This window comes from Ruegeria sp. HKCCD7303, from assembly GCF_013111185.1.
Taxonomy (GTDB): Bacteria; Pseudomonadota; Alphaproteobacteria; order Rhodobacterales; family Rhodobacteraceae; genus Ruegeria.
This window is the reverse complement of the sequence record NZ_WVRE01000002.1, coordinates 582,153-598,271: the sequence shown is the minus strand read 5'-3', so window position 1 is coordinate 598,271 and position 16,119 is coordinate 582,153. Positions and strand designations below refer to the sequence as shown.

At 55.8% G+C, this 16,119-nt stretch carries 17 protein-coding genes and 1 tRNA gene; 11 read left to right on the top strand and 7 right to left on the bottom strand.

Features of this window, described 5'->3' with window-relative positions; all coding sequences use genetic code 11:
- Positions 1 to 199: 199 nt before the first annotated feature.
- The 5 genes from GS630_RS07580 (at position 200) to GS630_RS07560 (ending at position 4,346) form a co-directional block, all read left to right on the top strand.
- Positions 200 to 1,201, top strand: coding sequence for a DctP family TRAP transporter solute-binding subunit (locus GS630_RS07580; RefSeq protein WP_171174316.1), 1,002 nt, complete (start codon positions 200 to 202; stop codon positions 1,199 to 1,201).
- A 116-nt stretch (positions 1,202 to 1,317) separates the two neighbouring features.
- On the top strand, positions 1,318 to 1,995 hold the full coding sequence (locus tag GS630_RS07575; RefSeq protein WP_171174314.1) for a TRAP transporter small permease: 678 nt from the start codon (positions 1,318 to 1,320) through the stop codon (positions 1,993 to 1,995).
- On the top strand, positions 1,995 to 3,371 hold the full coding sequence (locus GS630_RS07570; protein ID WP_171619120.1) for a TRAP transporter large permease: 1,377 nt from the start codon (positions 1,995 to 1,997) through the stop codon (positions 3,369 to 3,371). Before GS630_RS07575 ends, GS630_RS07570 begins: the two co-directional genes overlap by 1 nt.
- 151 nt (positions 3,372 to 3,522) lie before the next feature.
- On the top strand, positions 3,523 to 3,834 hold the full coding sequence (locus tag GS630_RS07565) for a multidrug efflux SMR transporter (protein ID WP_171174310.1): 312 nt from the start codon (positions 3,523 to 3,525) through the stop codon (positions 3,832 to 3,834).
- A 65-nt stretch (positions 3,835 to 3,899) separates the two neighbouring features.
- Positions 3,900 to 4,346, top strand: a complete 447-nt coding sequence (locus GS630_RS07560) for a nucleoside deaminase (RefSeq protein WP_171174308.1) — start codon at positions 3,900 to 3,902, stop codon at positions 4,344 to 4,346.
- Between the two features lie 9 nt (positions 4,347 to 4,355).
- Here the strand turns inward: GS630_RS07560 and tpiA are convergent, their stop codons facing one another.
- Entirely contained in the window at positions 4,356 to 5,105 is a 750-nt protein-coding gene (tpiA, locus tag GS630_RS07555; RefSeq protein WP_171174306.1) for a triose-phosphate isomerase, read from the bottom strand.
- 125 nt (positions 5,106 to 5,230) lie between these two features.
- On the opposite strand from tpiA, the gene GS630_RS07550 reads away from it, so the two are divergent.
- Positions 5,231 to 6,142: an isopenicillin N synthase family oxygenase gene (locus tag GS630_RS07550; RefSeq protein WP_171619118.1), complete on the top strand. Its 912-nt coding sequence runs from the start codon at positions 5,231 to 5,233 to the stop codon at positions 6,140 to 6,142.
- Here the strand turns inward: GS630_RS07550 and GS630_RS07545 are convergent.
- Positions 6,139 to 6,504 carry an iron-sulfur cluster assembly accessory protein gene (locus GS630_RS07545; RefSeq protein ID WP_171176184.1) on the bottom strand — a complete coding sequence of 122 codons (366 nt, stop codon included), beginning with the start codon at positions 6,502 to 6,504 and terminating at the stop codon, positions 6,139 to 6,141. The genes GS630_RS07550 and GS630_RS07545 overlap by 4 nt on opposite strands.
- A gap of 215 nt (positions 6,505 to 6,719) precedes the next feature.
- Between GS630_RS07545 and GS630_RS07540 the strand changes: the two genes are divergently transcribed.
- Entirely contained in the window at positions 6,720 to 7,061 is a 342-nt protein-coding gene (locus tag GS630_RS07540) for a hypothetical protein (protein WP_245223150.1), read from the top strand.
- Positions 7,062 to 7,097: 36 nt separating this feature from the next.
- Here GS630_RS07540 and GS630_RS07535 read toward each other — a convergent pair whose 3' ends face one another.
- From GS630_RS07535 to GS630_RS07525, 3 genes are all read right to left on the bottom strand, one after another.
- Entirely contained in the window at positions 7,098 to 7,460 is a 363-nt protein-coding gene (locus tag GS630_RS07535) for an SUF system Fe-S cluster assembly protein (protein WP_171174302.1), read from the bottom strand.
- 94 nt (positions 7,461 to 7,554) lie between these two features.
- A complete protein-coding gene (locus GS630_RS07530) occupies positions 7,555 to 7,833 on the bottom strand; it encodes an NfeD family protein (protein ID WP_171174300.1) in 279 nt (92 codons plus the stop codon).
- Positions 7,833 to 8,723 carry an SPFH domain-containing protein gene (locus GS630_RS07525; protein ID WP_171174297.1) on the bottom strand — a complete coding sequence of 297 codons (891 nt, stop codon included), beginning with the start codon at positions 8,721 to 8,723 and terminating at the stop codon, positions 7,833 to 7,835. The genes GS630_RS07530 and GS630_RS07525 overlap by 1 nt, the downstream gene beginning before the upstream one ends.
- Before the next feature lie 175 nt (positions 8,724 to 8,898).
- Between GS630_RS07525 and GS630_RS07520 the strand changes: the two genes are divergently transcribed.
- The 4 genes from GS630_RS07520 to lon all read left to right on the top strand — a co-directional run bounded on the left by GS630_RS07520 (position 8,899) and on the right by lon (position 14,136).
- Positions 8,899 to 9,810: a nucleoside hydrolase gene (locus tag GS630_RS07520; RefSeq protein ID WP_171174295.1), complete on the top strand. Its 912-nt coding sequence runs from the start codon at positions 8,899 to 8,901 to the stop codon at positions 9,808 to 9,810.
- A gap of 63 nt (positions 9,811 to 9,873) precedes the next feature.
- Positions 9,874 to 11,004: a tRNA guanosine(34) transglycosylase Tgt gene (tgt, locus tag GS630_RS07515; protein ID WP_171174293.1), complete on the top strand. Its 1,131-nt coding sequence runs from the start codon at positions 9,874 to 9,876 to the stop codon at positions 11,002 to 11,004.
- An 89-nt stretch (positions 11,005 to 11,093) separates the two neighbouring features.
- Entirely contained in the window at positions 11,094 to 11,504 is a 411-nt protein-coding gene (locus GS630_RS07510) for a DUF6636 domain-containing protein (protein ID WP_253286245.1), read from the top strand.
- Between the two features lie 223 nt (positions 11,505 to 11,727).
- On the top strand, positions 11,728 to 14,136 hold the full coding sequence (gene lon, locus GS630_RS07505) for an endopeptidase La (RefSeq protein WP_171174286.1): 2,409 nt from the start codon (positions 11,728 to 11,730) through the stop codon (positions 14,134 to 14,136).
- Positions 14,137 to 14,184: 48 nt separating this feature from the next.
- Here the strand turns inward: lon and GS630_RS07500 are convergent, their stop codons facing one another.
- Both GS630_RS07500 and GS630_RS07495 read right to left on the bottom strand, forming a co-directional pair.
- Positions 14,185 to 15,771: an APC family permease gene (locus GS630_RS07500; RefSeq protein ID WP_171619116.1), complete on the bottom strand. Its 1,587-nt coding sequence runs from the start codon at positions 15,769 to 15,771 to the stop codon at positions 14,185 to 14,187.
- Positions 15,772 to 15,882: 111 nt separating this feature from the next.
- Positions 15,883 to 15,957: transfer RNA gene (locus tag GS630_RS07495), tRNA-Val, on the bottom strand.
- Positions 15,958 to 16,119: the final 162 nt, after the last annotated feature.

Sequence of the window (16,119 nt, the reverse complement as noted above, 5' to 3'; positions counted from 1 at the left end):
TTTTCGCACACAGAAGAATAGGTGATTCTGCTTTGTGTGTTTGATGCCATGTAAGGCTTTGTAAACGATTGATTTTAATGCTCAGCCGCGCGTTCAGAGGGAAAAGTTGTTTGGTTGCGGCCGAGTCGCTTCACTGCACGCCATACGGCGCCAACCCGGCGCTGATCGCTTGTTTCTTGGAAGTCTGGGAGGAAAACAGATGAAGATTTTGACAACAGCTGCAACGGCTCTGGCGCTGACGGTCACCGCAACTGCGGGCATGGCGGCCTGTGACGACGGTGAGATTGTTGTGAAGTTCGCGCATGTGACGAACACCGATAAACACCCCAAAGGTATCGCGGCCTCGCTGCTGGAACAGCGCGTCAACGACGAGATGAACGGCGTGATGTGTATGGAGGTCTATCCCAACTCGACCCTGTATAACGACGACAAGGTGCTTGAGGCGATGCTGCAAGGCGACGTTCAACTGGCTGCGCCGTCCTTGTCCAAGTTCGAGAAATTCACCAAGCAGTTCCGCCTGTTCGACCTGCCATTCATGTTCAAGAACATTGACGCGGTGGATGCGTTCCAGGCCTCGGCTGATGGTCAGGCGATGAAGGACAGCATGCAGCGCCGCGGCCTGCAGGGTCTGGCATTCTGGCACAACGGCATGAAGCAGATGTCTGCGAACAAGCCGCTGGAAGATCCGTCAGACGCAAACGGCCTGAAGTTCCGCGTGCAGTCCTCGGACGTGTTGGTTGCGCAGATGGAAGCGATCGGTGGCAGCCCGCAGAAAATGGCGTTCTCGGAAGTTTACGGCGCGCTGCAGCAGGGCGTTGTGGACGGGCAGGAAAACACCTGGTCGAACATCTATGGCAAGAAGTTCTTTGAGGTTCAGGACGGCATCACTGAGACCAACCACGGTATCATCGACTATCTGGTCGTGACCTCGGTTGACTGGTTGGACAGCCTGGACCCCGAAGTGCGTGATCAATTCCTGACCATTCTGGGCGAAGTCACCGAGACTCGGAACAAAGAAGCCTTTGCCGTGAACGAAGCGGCCAAAGCCTCGATCACGGACGCGGGGGGCATCATTCGTGAGCTTAACCCCGAACAGCGTCAGGCCTGGGTCGATGCGATGAAGCCGGTTTGGGACAAATTCGCCGGTGATGTGGGTCAGGACAAGATCGACGCCGCACAGGCCATCAACGCCGGTTTCTAAACCGGATCGAGGCCGCGCGTCAGGGGACTGGGGAGTAATCGACGCGCTGGCCGGGCGGGCTGACATAGCCCGCCCTCATACACTCTCTCATCATCAAAAAATGCGGGGACAGAAAGATGTCTGGTGCGAATTCCGGCCAAGGCGGGCTGGTCGACCATATCGAAGAAACCCTGATTGCGTTGCTGTTGGGCCTTATGACGGTCGTAACATTTGCCAACGTGATTGCACGGTTTGTTTTCAACTCAAATATCCTATGGGCTCTGGAACTGACGGTTTTCACCTTCGGCTGGCTGGTGCTTCTGGGTGCGTCTTATGCAGTGAAAAAACATGCGCATCTGGGTGTAGACGCCATCCTGAACATGCTGGCCCCAGCGCCGCGCCGTATTTTAGCTCTGATTGCGGTGGGCTGCTGTCTGGTTTTTTCGCTGCTTCTGCTGAAAGGCGCCTATGACTATTGGGCCGTCTTTGCCGATCTGCCGCCCACATCTGGGCGCTGGTTCCCTACGGGTTTCAATTTCGACGCCCGCAGTCAGAGCTTTTATGAGGTTGACGACATCCCGATGGTCGCTCCTTTGCGGTTCCTTGAGGACCTGATCAACTACGGCGAGTACTACGAAAAACTACCCAAGGTCGTACCGTATCTGGTTCTGCCGGTTTCGATGCTGTTGCTCGTGATCCGGTTCGCGCAGGTCGCTGTTCAAATTTGGCGGGGCGAAACCGACCGCCTTGTCGCCAGCCACGAAGTCGAGGACGAGATCGAAGAAGTCCGCGCTCAGCAAGGGATGCATGACTGATGGACGTTGTACTTTTATTCTCGATGGTCATCGGACTGCTGCTGATTGGTGTTCCGATTGCGGTTGCGCTTGGCCTTAGCTCGACCTTGTTCCTGCTGATCTATTCAGACAGCTCGTTGGCCTCGGTCGCAGGTACTTTGTTCGAGGCGTTCGAGGGTCACTTTACCCTTCTGGCGATCCCGTTCTTCATTCTGGCCTCGTCTTTCATGACAACCGGCGGCGTGGCGCGGCGGATCATCCGATTCTCGATTGCCTGTGTGGGGCATTTGCCCGGCGGTTTGGCAATTGCGGGCGTGTTTGCCTGTATGCTGTTTGCCGCACTTTCGGGGTCGTCCCCGGCAACCGTTGTGGCCATCGGTTCGATCGTCATCGCCGGGATGCGGCAGGTGGGCTATTCCAAGGAATTTGCGGCTGGTGTGATCTGTAACGCGGGGACACTTGGCATCCTGATCCCACCCTCGATCGTGATGGTTGTGTACGCGGCAGCCGTTGAGGTGTCGGTCGGGCGGATGTTCCTGGCGGGTGTCATTCCGGGCCTGATGGCCGGTCTTATGCTGATGATCACAATTTACGTTATGGCCAAGGTCAAGAACCTGCCCAAAGGCGATTGGAATGGGTGGGGAGAGGTCTTTACCTCGGCCCGCGAAGCCGGTTGGGGCCTGTTCCTGATCGTCATCATTCTTGGCGGCATCTACGGGGGTATATTTACCCCGACAGAAGCCGCTGCTGTTGCCGCTGTCTACGCGTTCTTTATCGCCAGCTTTGTCTACAAAGACATGGGGCCGCTCAGCACAGAAGAATGTCAATCCAACCTGTCATTGCTGAAGAAGCCATATGCGCTGGTGACGGCGTTCTTCCACCCGGACACGAAGCACACGCTGTTTGAGGCGGGTAAGCTGACGGTCACGCTGCTGTTCGTCATTGCCAACGCGCTGATCCTGAAGCACGTGCTGACAGATGAGCAAGTGCCCCAGCATATTGCAAGTGCCATGCTGTCGGCGGGTCTGGGGCCGGTCACTTTCCTGATCGTGGTGAACGTGATCCTGCTGATCGGCGGTCAGTTCATGGAACCCTCGGGTCTGCTGGTCATCGTGGCCCCGTTGGTGTTCCCGATTGCCATCGAACTGGGCATCGACCCGATCCATCTGGGCATCATCATGGTGGTGAACATGGAGATCGGGATGATCACGCCTCCGGTCGGGCTGAACCTGTTCGTGACTTCTGGCGTGGCCGGGATGCCGATGATGGGTGTTGTGAAGGCGGCGCTTCCTTTCCTGGCAGTCCTGTTCGTCTTCCTGATCATGGTGACGTACATACCGTGGATATCGACCTTCCTGCCCAACACCTTCATGGGACCGGAAATCATCACCAACTAGCGGGCCTGACCCGTATCGCCGGGCGGTTGCGACTGCCCGGCCTTTTCATGCCTTGAAACCGCCGCACGGGCGCTTATTTGAAAGGCAGAGGACGACCTCCCCAACACGGGTAGATCATGCGGGACGACCCGCTTTGACAAGAGGTCATCTCATGGCATGGATCATGCTGCTTATTGCTGGAATTCTTGAAGTTGTCTGGGCGGGTGCAATGAAGCAATCCGCCGGGTTCACGCGGCTTTTGCCGACCGCGATCATGGGAGTGTCCATGATCGGGTCTTTCGGTTTGTTGGCGCTGGCGATGCGTGAACTGCCGCTGAGCACCGCCTATACGATCTGGGTTGGTATCGGCGCGGTGGGGGCTTTTGTGGTGGGGGTTACCTTGCTGGGCGAGGCGGTGACGCCGCTTCGGGTTCTGGCAGCGCTGCTGATCATTGCCGGAATTGTCACCATGAAGCTGGCCTGATCCGTTGACGGTCGGGGCGTCATTGGGCAGGCTGCCGGTACACGCCCCAACCAAGGATTTTCCCCATGTTGACCGAGACCGACAGCCGCCTGCTGCGCATCGCCTTTGACGAGGCGAAAGCCGGGTATGATGAGGGCGGCTGTCCCATCGGCTCGGTCCTGGCCCGTGGGGGCGAGGTTGTGGCGCGCGGACGCAATCAAAGAGTTCAGGGCGGTGATCCGATTGCCCATGGCGAGATGGACGCCTTGCGCAAGGCCGGACGGCAGAAAACCTATCGCGACACGGTGCTGTATACGTCGCTGTCGCCCTGCATGATGTGTTCGGGCACCATCGTTCAATTCGGAATCCCGCGCGTCGTGATCGGTGACACGAAGAACTTTGGAGGCAACGAAGACTTCCTGCGCGAGCGCGGGGTCGAAGTGGTGATAGCCGACGACCCCGACTGCATCGCGCTGATGCAACGATTTATCGAAGAAAAACCAGAGCTTTGGGCCGAGGATATTGCCGAATAACGACCGAGGTCAGATGCTTTCCAGCGCCTGAATAATGCCCGAGAAATCCGCAGCCTTCAGACTGGCCCCACCGACCAAAGCGCCATCCACATTCGAGACAGCAAAGATGTCGGCCGCATTGCTGGGTTTGACGGACCCGCCGTAAAGAAGTCGTACTGACCGGCCCACGCCTTCGCCAAAACGACGTTCCAGCCGGGCGCGCATGAAGTCGTGAACCTCGCCGATCTCTTCCAGAGTGGGGACCTTTCCAGTGCCGATCGCCCAGATCGGCTCGTATGCGACGATCAGGTTTTCGCCGGTGGACTGATCCGGGATCGAGCCGGACATCTGCCCGCCGATAATGTCGAGCGTGTTGGCCGCCTCACGCTGTTCCAGACTTTCGCCGACGCAGATGACTGCCTTCAGGCCCGCATCCATTGCGGCGCGGGCTTTGGCGCGTACATCCTCGTCATGCTCTCCGTGATCCACGCGCCGTTCGGAATGGCCCAGAATGACCGAAGTCGCACCGGCATCCAGCAACATATCCGCGCTGATGTCGCCGGTATGAGCGCCAGAATGGCCTGAGTGACAGTCCTGTCCACCAACCGTAACCGCCGATTCTGCCACTGCATCAGCGGCGCGGTGAAGCAATGTCGCAGGGGGGCAGATCAGAATATCGACCGAGGCTTCAGAATAGCTTTGCGACAGCGATGCAAGCTCGCTCAGCGCCGAGCCGGTTCCGTTCATCTTCCAATTTCCAGCCGCCAGCTTGCGCCGCATATCGGTTTCTCCCTGCGTATTCGGTTGTTTAAATCACCGGATAACATCGTTGTCCTCGCCATACAATTCCGGTTACAAGCTCCACGGGTGATTGGCAGGAATGTCGCAAATTCTGGGAGAGCGCCATGATCGACAACCTCGACTTGAAAAAGCTGGACGCCCGAGACGCTTATGAGCTTTCCCGCCTGCGCCAAGCCGTTGGTCAGGTCGGGTTTTTGACCGTTTGCAACACGGGCCTGACGGCTGACCGCATCAACGACGTAATCGCTGCCTACCAGTGTTTCTTCCGTTTACCGGAACACCAGAAGCGTTTGGTGGACATGGCTGCAACGGGATCCAACCGAGGTTGGGGTGCGTCACAGTCCGAACAGGTCGACCCAACAGTTAACCCAGACTTCAAGGAAGTGTTCGATTGCGGATACGAACTGCCGCTGGACAACCCCTACCGTGCAAAGAACCTAAGCGTGTACGCCCCAAATCAATGGCCCGAGCAACCCGTTGCTTTCCGTGAAATTGTACAGGCCTATTACGTCGATGCCTGTGGTGTAGCGATGCGTGTGCTGCGTGCGATTGCAGTGACGCTGGGACGGGAAGCGGACAGTTTCGATCAGGCATTTGATACGCCAATGGCTCTGCTGCGCGGCAACTACTATCCAAAACGGCCCGCCTGGGCCGGAGAGCAGGATTTTGGTATTGGCGCGCATACAGACTATGGCTGCCTGACTTTGCTGGCCACAGACGGCGCTGCCGGGCTGGAAGTGCGGATGCCTGATGGGGCATGGGAAAAGGTTCAGGCCGAACCGGGCGTGTTTATCATCAACTTTGGTGAGATGCTGGAATTTTGGACAGCAGGGCAGGTGAAGGCGACCGAACACAGGGTTGTTGGCGGATCGCACGAGCGAATCTCGGTCCCAATGTTCTTCAACCCGTCTTTTGACACCAATGTCGCGCCACCTGGGTCAGGCCAAGTGATCTCGGCCGGTGATCATCTGACCAAACGGTTCAACGAAACCTATGTTCACCTGCAAACCAGTTAGGACTGCGACGCGAGGTTTGCGTCGAACTTTATTGATTCACCGCAGCCGCAGGAATCAACAACGTTCGGGTTCTTGAACTTGAAGCCTGCTTCCAACAGGGACACTTCGTAGTCGATCTCGGTTCCAAAAAGGAACATCTGCGCCATCGGTGCGATCATCACGCGCGCTCCGTCTTGCTCGACCACCTCATCATGCGGATCTGCCTGGTCTACATATTCCATGGTGTATTCCATGCCTGCACAGCCGCCTTTCTTGACGCCAATGCGCAAACCAGCATGCCCGCCCGAATTCATCAGGCGTGTAATCTGCTCTGCGGCTTTGGGCGTCATGGTCACAGCCTGTTTGCCGGGGATGCCGAACATGTAAATCTCCGTTGTCACGCGTCATTCCCAATTTAGGGCTCAAACGCCTCGGGCTCAAGGTCACGAGTGTTAAAGAGTGCCTTTTGGCTAAACCAACTTGGTATTGGCTTCCTCCTTGAAACCTTGCATTAAACAGGAAAGCGGGTTTAGCTTTGCTGGAATGGGTGCAACGTCCCGTGTTCCGGAATTCATATTGCAGCAGAAAGATCATAAATATGAATGACTTGATCCGTTTTGTTAAGCTGGTTTTTCAAGGATCTACTCTTACTTTTCTGCTTACCAGTTTAACTGCAACCGGTGCGTTGGCTATCACAGATGCCGAGAGGCACCCGGTAAACTGTGCGACAGCGGCAGGTGATCTGCGCGCTATTCAGGCCGAAAAGGAACATGCCGAGACCAAGCAGCTTGAAAGCATCGCTTCGATCACGCCCGCCGGTGCTCTGCTGGGTCTGGTTACAGGAACCGAACACAAACACCTGCAAATGTTGTCTGGTGATTACATCAATGAACTGGATGCCCGTGCCGCAGAGATCAAAGCAACCTGCGATCTGGAGTAACTGTGTTCGCAGACATGTTAGTCGCGGGTATTTAGTTTACATAAAGCCCAGTTCCAGACGAGCTTCGTCCGACATCATCTCCATACCCCAGGGCGGCTCCCAGGTCAGTTCAACGTCAACTTCTTTGACGCCGGCTACGGGTTCAATCGCTTCCACGATCCATCCGGGCATATCACCGGCCACTGGGCATCCGGGCGCAGTCAGGGTCATGATCACCTTAACTGCGTTATCCGCAGTAATATCAATCGTGTAGATCAAGCCGAGGTCATAGATGTTGACCGGGATTTCAGGATCATAGACCGTGCGGCACGCCTCAACCACGGCGTCGTACAACGGGTGTTCAATTGTTGACGGCGCAATCAGCGGTGTGCCTTCAAACTGTTCGCTCGGGTGAGTCATCTTTGCCTCGGGTCAGTTGCCTGAGTGATTATATAGGGAATAGCCGTATCAGCGTCCAGTGGGGGCGTGGCGCTCAGACAAGCGCCACCGCGATTCAATCATTGATATCATGTTTGAAGGTTTTGACTTGACCATGCGGCAGCGCAAAGAGCTTGCGCAAGACAAGCCACGCGACAAGCGACAGCACCGCAAAGATCAACGCAAGGACGTGAGGCGACATTGTCAGACCCGGAATGATCAAGAGAAGACCCGTGATTGCTGCGCCAATTGCGAAACCAAGAAAGATGAATCCCGGCAGAACAATCTCGAGGATACCGAGCGCCAGTGCGGCCGCCAGCCAAATCCACCATGTCAGCCAGAAGGGGTCTGCCATCACTTTCCTCCTTTGAGCATTTTGAACGCATCGCCAAAGGCTTCAAGGGCGTTCGCTGGCACAACAATGGTCTGTTTGCCAGACCCGTTGCCCAGCGCATTTAGGGCTTCAACCTGCTTCAAAGCAACCTGATACTGGGCGGCCTCGATACCGTTGTCCTGAATGGCCTTGGCCACGACGCCCGTAGCATAGGCTTCAGCTTCAGCCTGAATGCGGCGGGCTTTGGCGGTTTGTTCAGCGGCATAAAGTTCAGCATCAGCGTGCAGTTCAACGGCGCGTTTCTGACCCTCGGCCTCGGTCACTTGCGCGCGGCGGGCACGTTCCGCGTTCAGCTGTTGCAGCATGGCATCGCGGGTCGCTTGATCCAGATTAACATCGAGAATCTCGGCGCGAGTCACTTCGATGCCCCAGTCATCGACTGCGGTTTCAACGCTTTCCTGGATGCGCGTGATCAATTGCGCGCGGTTCGACTGAACCTCGTCCAGATCCATCTTGCCGATTTCGGCGCGCACGATCCCGGCGACAGTGGTCGCAATCGCGCCGTCTACGTCGCGGATGCGGTAAACCGTCTTTTCCGGTTCAAGAATGCGATAGAAGACCGAGGTGTCGATCTGCACCAGCACGTTGTCCTTGGTAATTGCGTCCTGCGTCGCATTCGGCAGTTGGCGTTCCAAGATCGAGATTTTGTGGCGTGCAACATCCAGAAAAGGAACGATGAAATTGATTCCGGGGCCAAGCACCGAATGCAGTCGGCCAAACCGCTCAACCACGTATTTTTCGGACTGCGGTACAATCTTGATGCCTTTGAGAATAACGACAACCACCAGCACAGCTGCCAGCAGGTAAATGATGTTTGACGAAAGCAATCCGATAATCTGATCTTCGGTCATTCTGTCCTCTTATTATTGTGTACTATGGTATACATTTGGGGATTGAGTCGCCCGATTTCAACTCTGGTATGAGTGGGTTGGAGCGTTATGCAAATGCCTGAACGCGTGGGCGCGGCCCGGAATATTGTGGCTGTGACCGGTTTGCATCCCACGGCGTTTGCGGTATCGGGCGGGGATGAAACTGATTATCGACACAGATCCCGGCGTCGACGATGCAATGGCCATCGCGTATGCTGCCGCCGCGCCAGAAATTGACCTGATCGGTCTGACAACGGTTTTTGGCAACACGTATGTGCACCAATCCAGTCGCAACGCGCGGTTTTTGCTTCACAAGCTTGGGTTGGACTTGCCTGTGGCCGAAGGGGCTGCGGTGCCGCTGGGGGCGGACACGCACGCACCGTCGGAGCATGTTCATGGCCCCGAAGGTTTTGGTGATCTGACCGAAATCCCGGAGATTGGACAGAACCACGCGTTGCCAGCAGCCGAGTTTCTGGTTGAAATGGCCCGAGCCCATAAGGGCGAACTTGTGCTCTGCGCCGTGGGTCCCTTGACTAACATTGCAAAGGCAATGCGTCTGGACCCGGAATTTGCAGGCAATCTGCGCGAATTGGTGATCATGGGAGGCGCGGTCTACTGCCCTGGTAACATTACCCAATACGCAGAAGCCAATATCTATCACGACGCTCTTGCCGCTGAAGAGGTCTTTTCCGTCCCGGCCAACACTGTTCTGGTCGGATTGGACGTGACCTTGAAGACGCTTTACGAAACGGCGGACTTCGAAGCATTGGCACAAAAGTCACCCGATATGGGGGCGTTTCTGCGCGACATCTCTCGGTTCTATCTGAAGTTTTACAAAGAGATCGGGGGGCTGGAAGGCTGCGGCCTGCACGATTCAACAGCCGTGATTGCGTGTTCCCATCAAGCCCTGTTCGATATGGTTGAAACCGGGCTGCGGGTTGTCACCGAAGGCGATCAAATGGGGGCGACACAACCAGATCCTGAACGACCCGCGATCCGGGTGTGCCGCGATGTGGACGGGGCAGGGGTTGTACGTCTGTTCACGGACCGCGTGGTCTCGTTGCCCTGACGGGTTGCAAAGACGGAACGGATCGGGCAAAGCCTGCCCGGTTCGGCGATCCGAGGCGATGACATGACGCAGAAATTCTCATTTGAGCTTAAGGCAACAGACGGCAAGGCACGCACGGGTGTGATCAGCACGCCGCGAGGAGAGGTGCGGACGCCAGCCTTCATGCCTGTGGGCACAGCCGCGACGGTCAAAGCGATGATGCCCGAAAGTGTGCGCGCCACCGGGGCGGATATTCTGCTGGGCAACACCTATCACCTGATGCTGCGTCCAACAGCGGAACGGATTGATCGTTTGGGCGGGTTGCACAAGTTCATGAACTGGGACCGCCCCATTCTGACCGACTCGGGCGGGTTTCAGGTCATGTCTTTGGCAGGGCTGCGCAAGCTGACCGAAAAGGGCGTGACCTTCAAATCTCATATCGACGGATCAAAACACGAACTGACGCCCGAGCGGTCAATGGAGATTCAGCGCTTGCTGGGCTCGGACATTGTGATGTGCTTTGACGAATGCCCCGCGCTGCCTGCCGACCGGGATCGCATCGCCGAGTCCATGCGGTTGTCGATGCGATGGGCAGAACGGTCGCGTGACGCGTTTGGGGATCGTCCGGGTCACGCCCTGTTCGGCATTATGCAGGGCGGTTTGGAACAGGACCTGCGCGAAGAAAGCGCAGAAGCGTTGAAATCTATTGGTTTCGAAGGCTACGCGGTGGGCGGCCTGGCTGTGGGTGAGGGGCAGGAGGCCATGTTTGGCTGCCTCGATTACGCCCCCGATTTTCTGCCTGAAGACAAACCGCGTTACCTGATGGGTGTTGGTAAGCCAGACGATATCGTCGGCGCCGTCGCGCGTGGGATCGACATGATGGACTGTGTGTTGCCGTCGCGTTCGGGCCGCACGGGGCAAGTGTTCACACGTCGCGGTGTGGTCAATATCAAGAATGCCCGCCATGCGGATGACCCGCGTCCGCTGGATGAAAACTGCACATGTCCCGCTTGTTCCAACTATTCGCGCGCGTACCTGCACCATGTTTTCCGCGCCAATGAGATGATCTCGGGCATGTTGCTGACCTGGCACAACCTGCATTACTTCCAAGAGATCATGCAGGGGATGCGAGATGCGATTGCTGCGGGCACGTTTGTCGCCTGGCAGGCCGAGTTTCATGCGCAGCGTGCGCAAGGTGATATCGAACCCTTGTAACCTTCCCCTTCGGGTGACAATTGCGTGGCTTTCCGGTAGTCTAGTGCCACTTCAAGCAATGCCATTTTAGTCTGTGACCCGGAGAGTTTATGATGTTTCGCCTTATTCTCGGCGCAGCAATTTTCTGCGCGACACCTGCCATTTCAGATGTCTGGACCTTCGAAACTCCGTCCGAAAACATTCAGTGCTCGGTCGGGGAAAGTGCTTCGTCCTCGGATATACAATGTACGATCATAGAAAAATCCGGCCCACCTGCGATGCCACGCCCCGCGAATTGTCAATCCGACTGGGGGCATGATTTTCTGATGTTCGACACTGGCCAGGTAGAGATGTTGTGCCAGCCGCTGAATCGTAACAAAGACGGATATGACCGTGCGGAATATGGGGTCACTGGTCAGTTCGGAGGATTCACCTGCAGTTCTTCGACAAAAGGTCTGGAATGTCGCAACCAAGACGGTCACGGGTTTTTCCTGTCTCGCGCAGTACAGCGGGTGTTCTGACCTTTGAAGTGAACGTCGCCTATGCTTGTCGTGCTAATTTCGGTGGATATGTTCCTTGGACGTCTTGCAGTCCCGAAAACCTCGGTTCATGCTGAAACACGATACACGGCGGTAAGGTTGAAAAAGGGCGATGAGGCCCCACCTTTATCGTCCAAGACAGGAGATGGCCAAATGTTGCCTCGATGAGGGACACGTGCCGTCTTGCCAACGATAAGGATAGAGCATGCAAGAGCCTCTGAATTCCTCATACCCCGTCCTGCCGCTGCGCGACATTGTGGTGTTCCCGCATATGATTGTGCCGCTCTTTGTGGGCCGCGATAAATCGGTCCGCGCTTTGGAAGAGGTGATGCAGGATGACAAGCAAATTCTGTTGTCCAGCCAGATCGACCCCGGCGTTGATGATCCCGATGAAGAAGGGATTTATCGCGCAGGCGTTTTGGCCAATGTGCTGCAACTGCTGAAGCTGCCCGACGGCACCGTGAAGGTTCTGGTCGAAGGGCAGGCGCGTGTGCAGATCACTGAGTTTCTTGAAAACGAAGAGTTTTTCGAGGCTCGGGCAGAATATCTGACCGAAATCCCCGGCGACGTTACGACAACCGAAGCCCTGTTGCGTACCGTTGCGGATGAGTTTGAACGCTACGCCAAAGTGCGCAAGAACATCCCCGAAGAAGCGCTGGCGGCAGTGGGGGAAACCACCGAGCCTGCAAAGCTGGCCGACCTTGTGTCGGGCCACTTGGGCATCGAGGTCGAACAAAAGCAAGAGCTGCTGGAGACCCTCAGCGTCAGCGAACGGCTTGAGAAAGTCTATGGTCTGATGCAGGGCGAAATGTCGGTTCTGCAGGTCGAGAAAAAGATCAAGACCCGCGTCAAATCCCAGATGGAGAAGACACAGCGCGAATATTATCTGAATGAGCAGATGAAAGCCATTCAGAAGGAACTTGGCGATGGCGAAGACGGATCGAACGAAGTCGCTGAGCTGGAAGAGAAAATCGCCGAGACCAAACTATCCAAAGAAGCGCGTGAAAAGGCCGAAGGAGAGCTGAAAAAGCTCAAGAACATGTCGCCCATGTCGGCCGAGGCGACCGTTGTGCGCAACTATCTGGATTGGATTCTGTCTTTGCCGTGGGGCACCAAATCCCGCGTCAAAAAGGATCTTGGGCGCGCGCAGGACATTCTGGATGCCGATCACTATGGGCTTGAGAAGGTCAAGGAGCGCATCGTCGAGTATCTAGCAGTTCAGCAGCGTTCGAAAAAGCTGAAGGGCCCGATCTTGTGCCTTGTTGGCCCTCCGGGCGTGGGTAAGACCAGCTTGGGTAAATCGGTTGCAAAAGCCACGGGGCGCGAGTTCATTCGCATCTCGTTGGGCGGTGTGCGCGACGAATCCGAGATCAGGGGCCACCGTCGGACCTATATCGGTTCGATGCCGGGTAAGATCATCCAGGCGCTGAAAAAAGCGAAAACCACGAACCCGCTGATCTTGTTGGATGAAATCGACAAGATGGGTCAGGATTTCCGTGGTGATCCGGCCTCGGCAATGCTTGAGGTGCTGGATCCGGAACAGAACAACACTTTCATGGACCACTATTTGGAGGTCGAATATGACCTGTCCAACGTGATGTTCCTGACGACTTCAAACAGTTACAATATGCCAGGGCCTCTGCTGGACCGGATGGAGATCATTCCGCTGGCCGGTTACACCGAAGAGGAAAAGAGCGAGATCGCGAAACAGCACCTGATCGAAAAGCAGGTCAAGAACCATGGTCTGAAGGCCAAGGAATTTGAGCTGACCGATGAGGCGCTGCAGAAGATCATTCGCACTTATACCCGCGAAGCGGGTGTTCGTAACCTTGAACGTGAAATCGCCAAGGTGGCGCGGAAGTCGTTGACCAAGATCATCAAGAAAGAGGCGGAGTCGGTCACCGTAACACCAGACAATCTGGATGATTTCCTGGGTGTGCCAAAGTTCCGTTATGGTCTGGCTGAGCAGGACGATCAGATCGGTGTCGTGACCGGCCTGGCTTGGACGTCCGTGGGTGGCGATCTGCTGCATATCGAGGCGCTGAAACTGCCTGGTAAGGGGCGGATGAAGACCACAGGTAAGCTGGGCGATGTGATGAAGGAATCCATCGATGCGGCTTCGTCATATGTGCGGTCGATTTCACCTCAGATCGGGGTGAAACCGCCAAAGTTCGACACATTGGACATTCACGTTCATGTGCCGGATGGGGCGACGCCCAAAGACGGCCCTAGCGCTGGCCTGGCGATGGTGACATCGATCGTGTCTGTGCTGACCGGCATTCCGGTGCGCAAGGATATTGCCATGACCGGCGAAGTTTCGCTGCGCGGTAATGCAATGCCGATTGGCGGGCTGAAAGAAAAACTGCTGGCGGCTCTTCGTGGTGGCATCAAGACCGTTCTGATCCCGGAAGAGAATGAAAAGGATCTGGCGGACATCCCTGACAATGTGAAGGAAGGGTTGGAGATCATCCCTGTAAAGCACGTCTCGGAAGTTCTGAAGCAGGCGCTGGTGCGTAAGCCTGAGTCGATCGAGTGGGACGAAGCGGCAGAGGAAGCAGCCGCTGCGGCCGCCGCTTCGGCCAAATCTGCGGATGCTTCAGCCACAGCGCATTAAATTGCATAAATAGAAAACGGAAAAAGGCAGAGCAACGCTCTGCCTTTTTTACAGCCCGACAACGGGCAGCTTTGGATCAAGTATCTCTTCTTCCGCTATGTATTTCATGAATTTCTCGTCAGACAGCGCTGAACGTATCGCGAGGGCGAAGATGATCGCGGAAAACACGACACAAAGCAGAATATCCCACCCAAACGGGATCTGCTTCAAAGACCCGGTGCCGAATTGACCCAGAAATGAGATTAACCCGAGTCCGGCAAAATAAGGCATCAACCAAACGGCTTCGGTCAGGTCCATTTCATCAAGGCGCCCTCGGAACCGGATAAGCAGCAGAATTTTTCCAACGATAAGCGCGATCCCAAGGCGCCAGACAGTGTCCCAACCGCTCCAATAGACAATCAGGGTTGCAATGGCGAAGGCAGTCAACGCGACCAGACGCACCGCTGGGATGCGGATTGAACGGGGTTGGTCTGGCAGCAGATCCCGTAGGCAAACGACGGCGATTGGGCCAACTGCGAATGACAAAACAATAGCGGCACCGTTCAGGGCGATGACGGTAGTAAAGGGAACGGTCAAAAGGAACAGAGTCCCGATCAGAAAATTCAACGCCAAAGCCCATACCGGAACCCCAAACGAAGACAAGTTTTGCAAACGTTTTGGTAGAAAACCGTTTTGGGACAGGGCAAGGGCAATACGGGCATTCGACCCGGTTGCGACCAATCCGTTGCCAAAGGGGCCAACGACTGATCCGACATTCAGCAAGCTGATGAACCAGACCAACCCGACCGACATGATTACAGCGTCCAATGGGCCTTCGCCCCCAAAGCTCAGTTGCGACCAGCCATTAGCCAGCAAAGATGGATCCAGCGCGCCGATAAAAGCCACTTGGAGGCCAAGATAGATTGCGGCGCACATGATGATCGACAGGACGAGGGAGGTGGGGATTGCAAATTTCGGATTTCGCACTTCTCCCGCCATATCGACCACATGACGAAATCCTATGAACGAGAAAATGACACCGCCGGTCGAAACTGCAGCCATGATTCCCTGCAAGCCATAAGGTGCAAACCCATCCGGATGTGTAAAATTGTCAGCGTTGAAACGGTTGGAAATTAGTAGAACAGACAGAACGACCGGAATAGCGATCTTGGCCCACGTCAAAGCGGCATTCACATGTGTGAAAAACTTGACCCCAAGCGCGTTGACGGCAACGAAAAGCAGCATGAATACAAGGGCCGCAAATATACCCGCGCCTGTCAGGTCGCCTGTATCGGCGGCATGCAGCCAGGGCGCGTATGGCGCGAGGTATTTCAGCATCGCCTCCACTTCGATGGGGGCAGTGGTGTTGTAGCCAATCCAAGCCGTCCATCCCATGGCCATTGAAACGATATTGCCGTGTGAAAACTGCGGAACCCTGGCAATCCCACCCGGAATAGGCAGCATGGCTGAGATTTCTGCGAAAGTGATTGCCAAAATGAACATCGCAGCCGCGCCGATCACCCACGAGAGGATAGCCGCAGGTCCGGCATGCTGAACCGCCAGAAGGGGGCCGAACAACCAGCCCGAACCGATGATTCCTCCAACCGAAATAAAGGTTAGTCCGATCAGGCCGATGTCTCGCTTTAGCTCTGCCATAACGACCCCTGACTTTGCAATCGGCACACGGTTCGGCCGATGAAGCACGATAGTCGCCGAGGTCGCGCGCTGGCAAGCCCCTCAATTTCAAGCGTAATCTGCGAAAAGGAATGGTGGGTGATAAGAGATTTGAACTCCTGACATCTTCGATGTGAACGAAGCGCTCTACCACTGAGCTAATCACCCATGGGACGCGTTGTTATCTGTCCTGTGGTTCGGCTGCAAGCGAATTTGACGTGGGTCTGCGCGCGAAAATCTGCGGGTAAACAAAAATCTGGATTCTGACAAAAAACTTCAAAACGCCGCTTGACGCTGCCCGAGCGTAGCCATAATACACCCCAACGTTCA

Coding starts and splice junctions, on each gene's coding strand:
- GS630_RS07580 (WP_171174316.1), top strand. CDS start 200: ATGAAGATTTTGACAACAGCTGCAACGGCTCTGGCGCTGACGGTCACC.
- GS630_RS07575 (WP_171174314.1), top strand. CDS start 1,318: ATGTCTGGTGCGAATTCCGGCCAAGGCGGGCTGGTCGACCATATCGAA.
- GS630_RS07570 (WP_171619120.1), top strand. CDS start 1,995: ATGGACGTTGTACTTTTATTCTCGATGGTCATCGGACTGCTGCTGATT.
- GS630_RS07565 (WP_171174310.1), top strand. CDS start 3,523: ATGGCATGGATCATGCTGCTTATTGCTGGAATTCTTGAAGTTGTCTGG.
- GS630_RS07560 (WP_171174308.1), top strand. CDS start 3,900: ATGTTGACCGAGACCGACAGCCGCCTGCTGCGCATCGCCTTTGACGAG.
- tpiA (WP_171174306.1), bottom strand. CDS start 5,105: ATGCGGCGCAAGCTGGCGGCTGGAAATTGGAAGATGAACGGAACCGGC.
- GS630_RS07550 (WP_171619118.1), top strand. CDS start 5,231: ATGATCGACAACCTCGACTTGAAAAAGCTGGACGCCCGAGACGCTTAT.
- GS630_RS07545 (WP_171176184.1), bottom strand. CDS start 6,504: ATGTTCGGCATCCCCGGCAAACAGGCTGTGACCATGACGCCCAAAGCC.
- GS630_RS07540 (WP_245223150.1), top strand. CDS start 6,720: ATGAATGACTTGATCCGTTTTGTTAAGCTGGTTTTTCAAGGATCTACT.
- GS630_RS07535 (WP_171174302.1), bottom strand. CDS start 7,460: ATGACTCACCCGAGCGAACAGTTTGAAGGCACACCGCTGATTGCGCCG.
- GS630_RS07530 (WP_171174300.1), bottom strand. CDS start 7,833: ATGGCAGACCCCTTCTGGCTGACATGGTGGATTTGGCTGGCGGCCGCA.
- GS630_RS07525 (WP_171174297.1), bottom strand. CDS start 8,723: ATGACCGAAGATCAGATTATCGGATTGCTTTCGTCAAACATCATTTAC.
- GS630_RS07520 (WP_171174295.1), top strand. CDS start 8,899: ATGAAACTGATTATCGACACAGATCCCGGCGTCGACGATGCAATGGCC.
- tgt (WP_171174293.1), top strand. CDS start 9,874: ATGACGCAGAAATTCTCATTTGAGCTTAAGGCAACAGACGGCAAGGCA.
- GS630_RS07510 (WP_253286245.1), top strand. CDS start 11,094: ATGATGTTTCGCCTTATTCTCGGCGCAGCAATTTTCTGCGCGACACCT.
- lon (WP_171174286.1), top strand. CDS start 11,728: ATGCAAGAGCCTCTGAATTCCTCATACCCCGTCCTGCCGCTGCGCGAC.
- GS630_RS07500 (WP_171619116.1), bottom strand. CDS start 15,771: ATGGCAGAGCTAAAGCGAGACATCGGCCTGATCGGACTAACCTTTATT.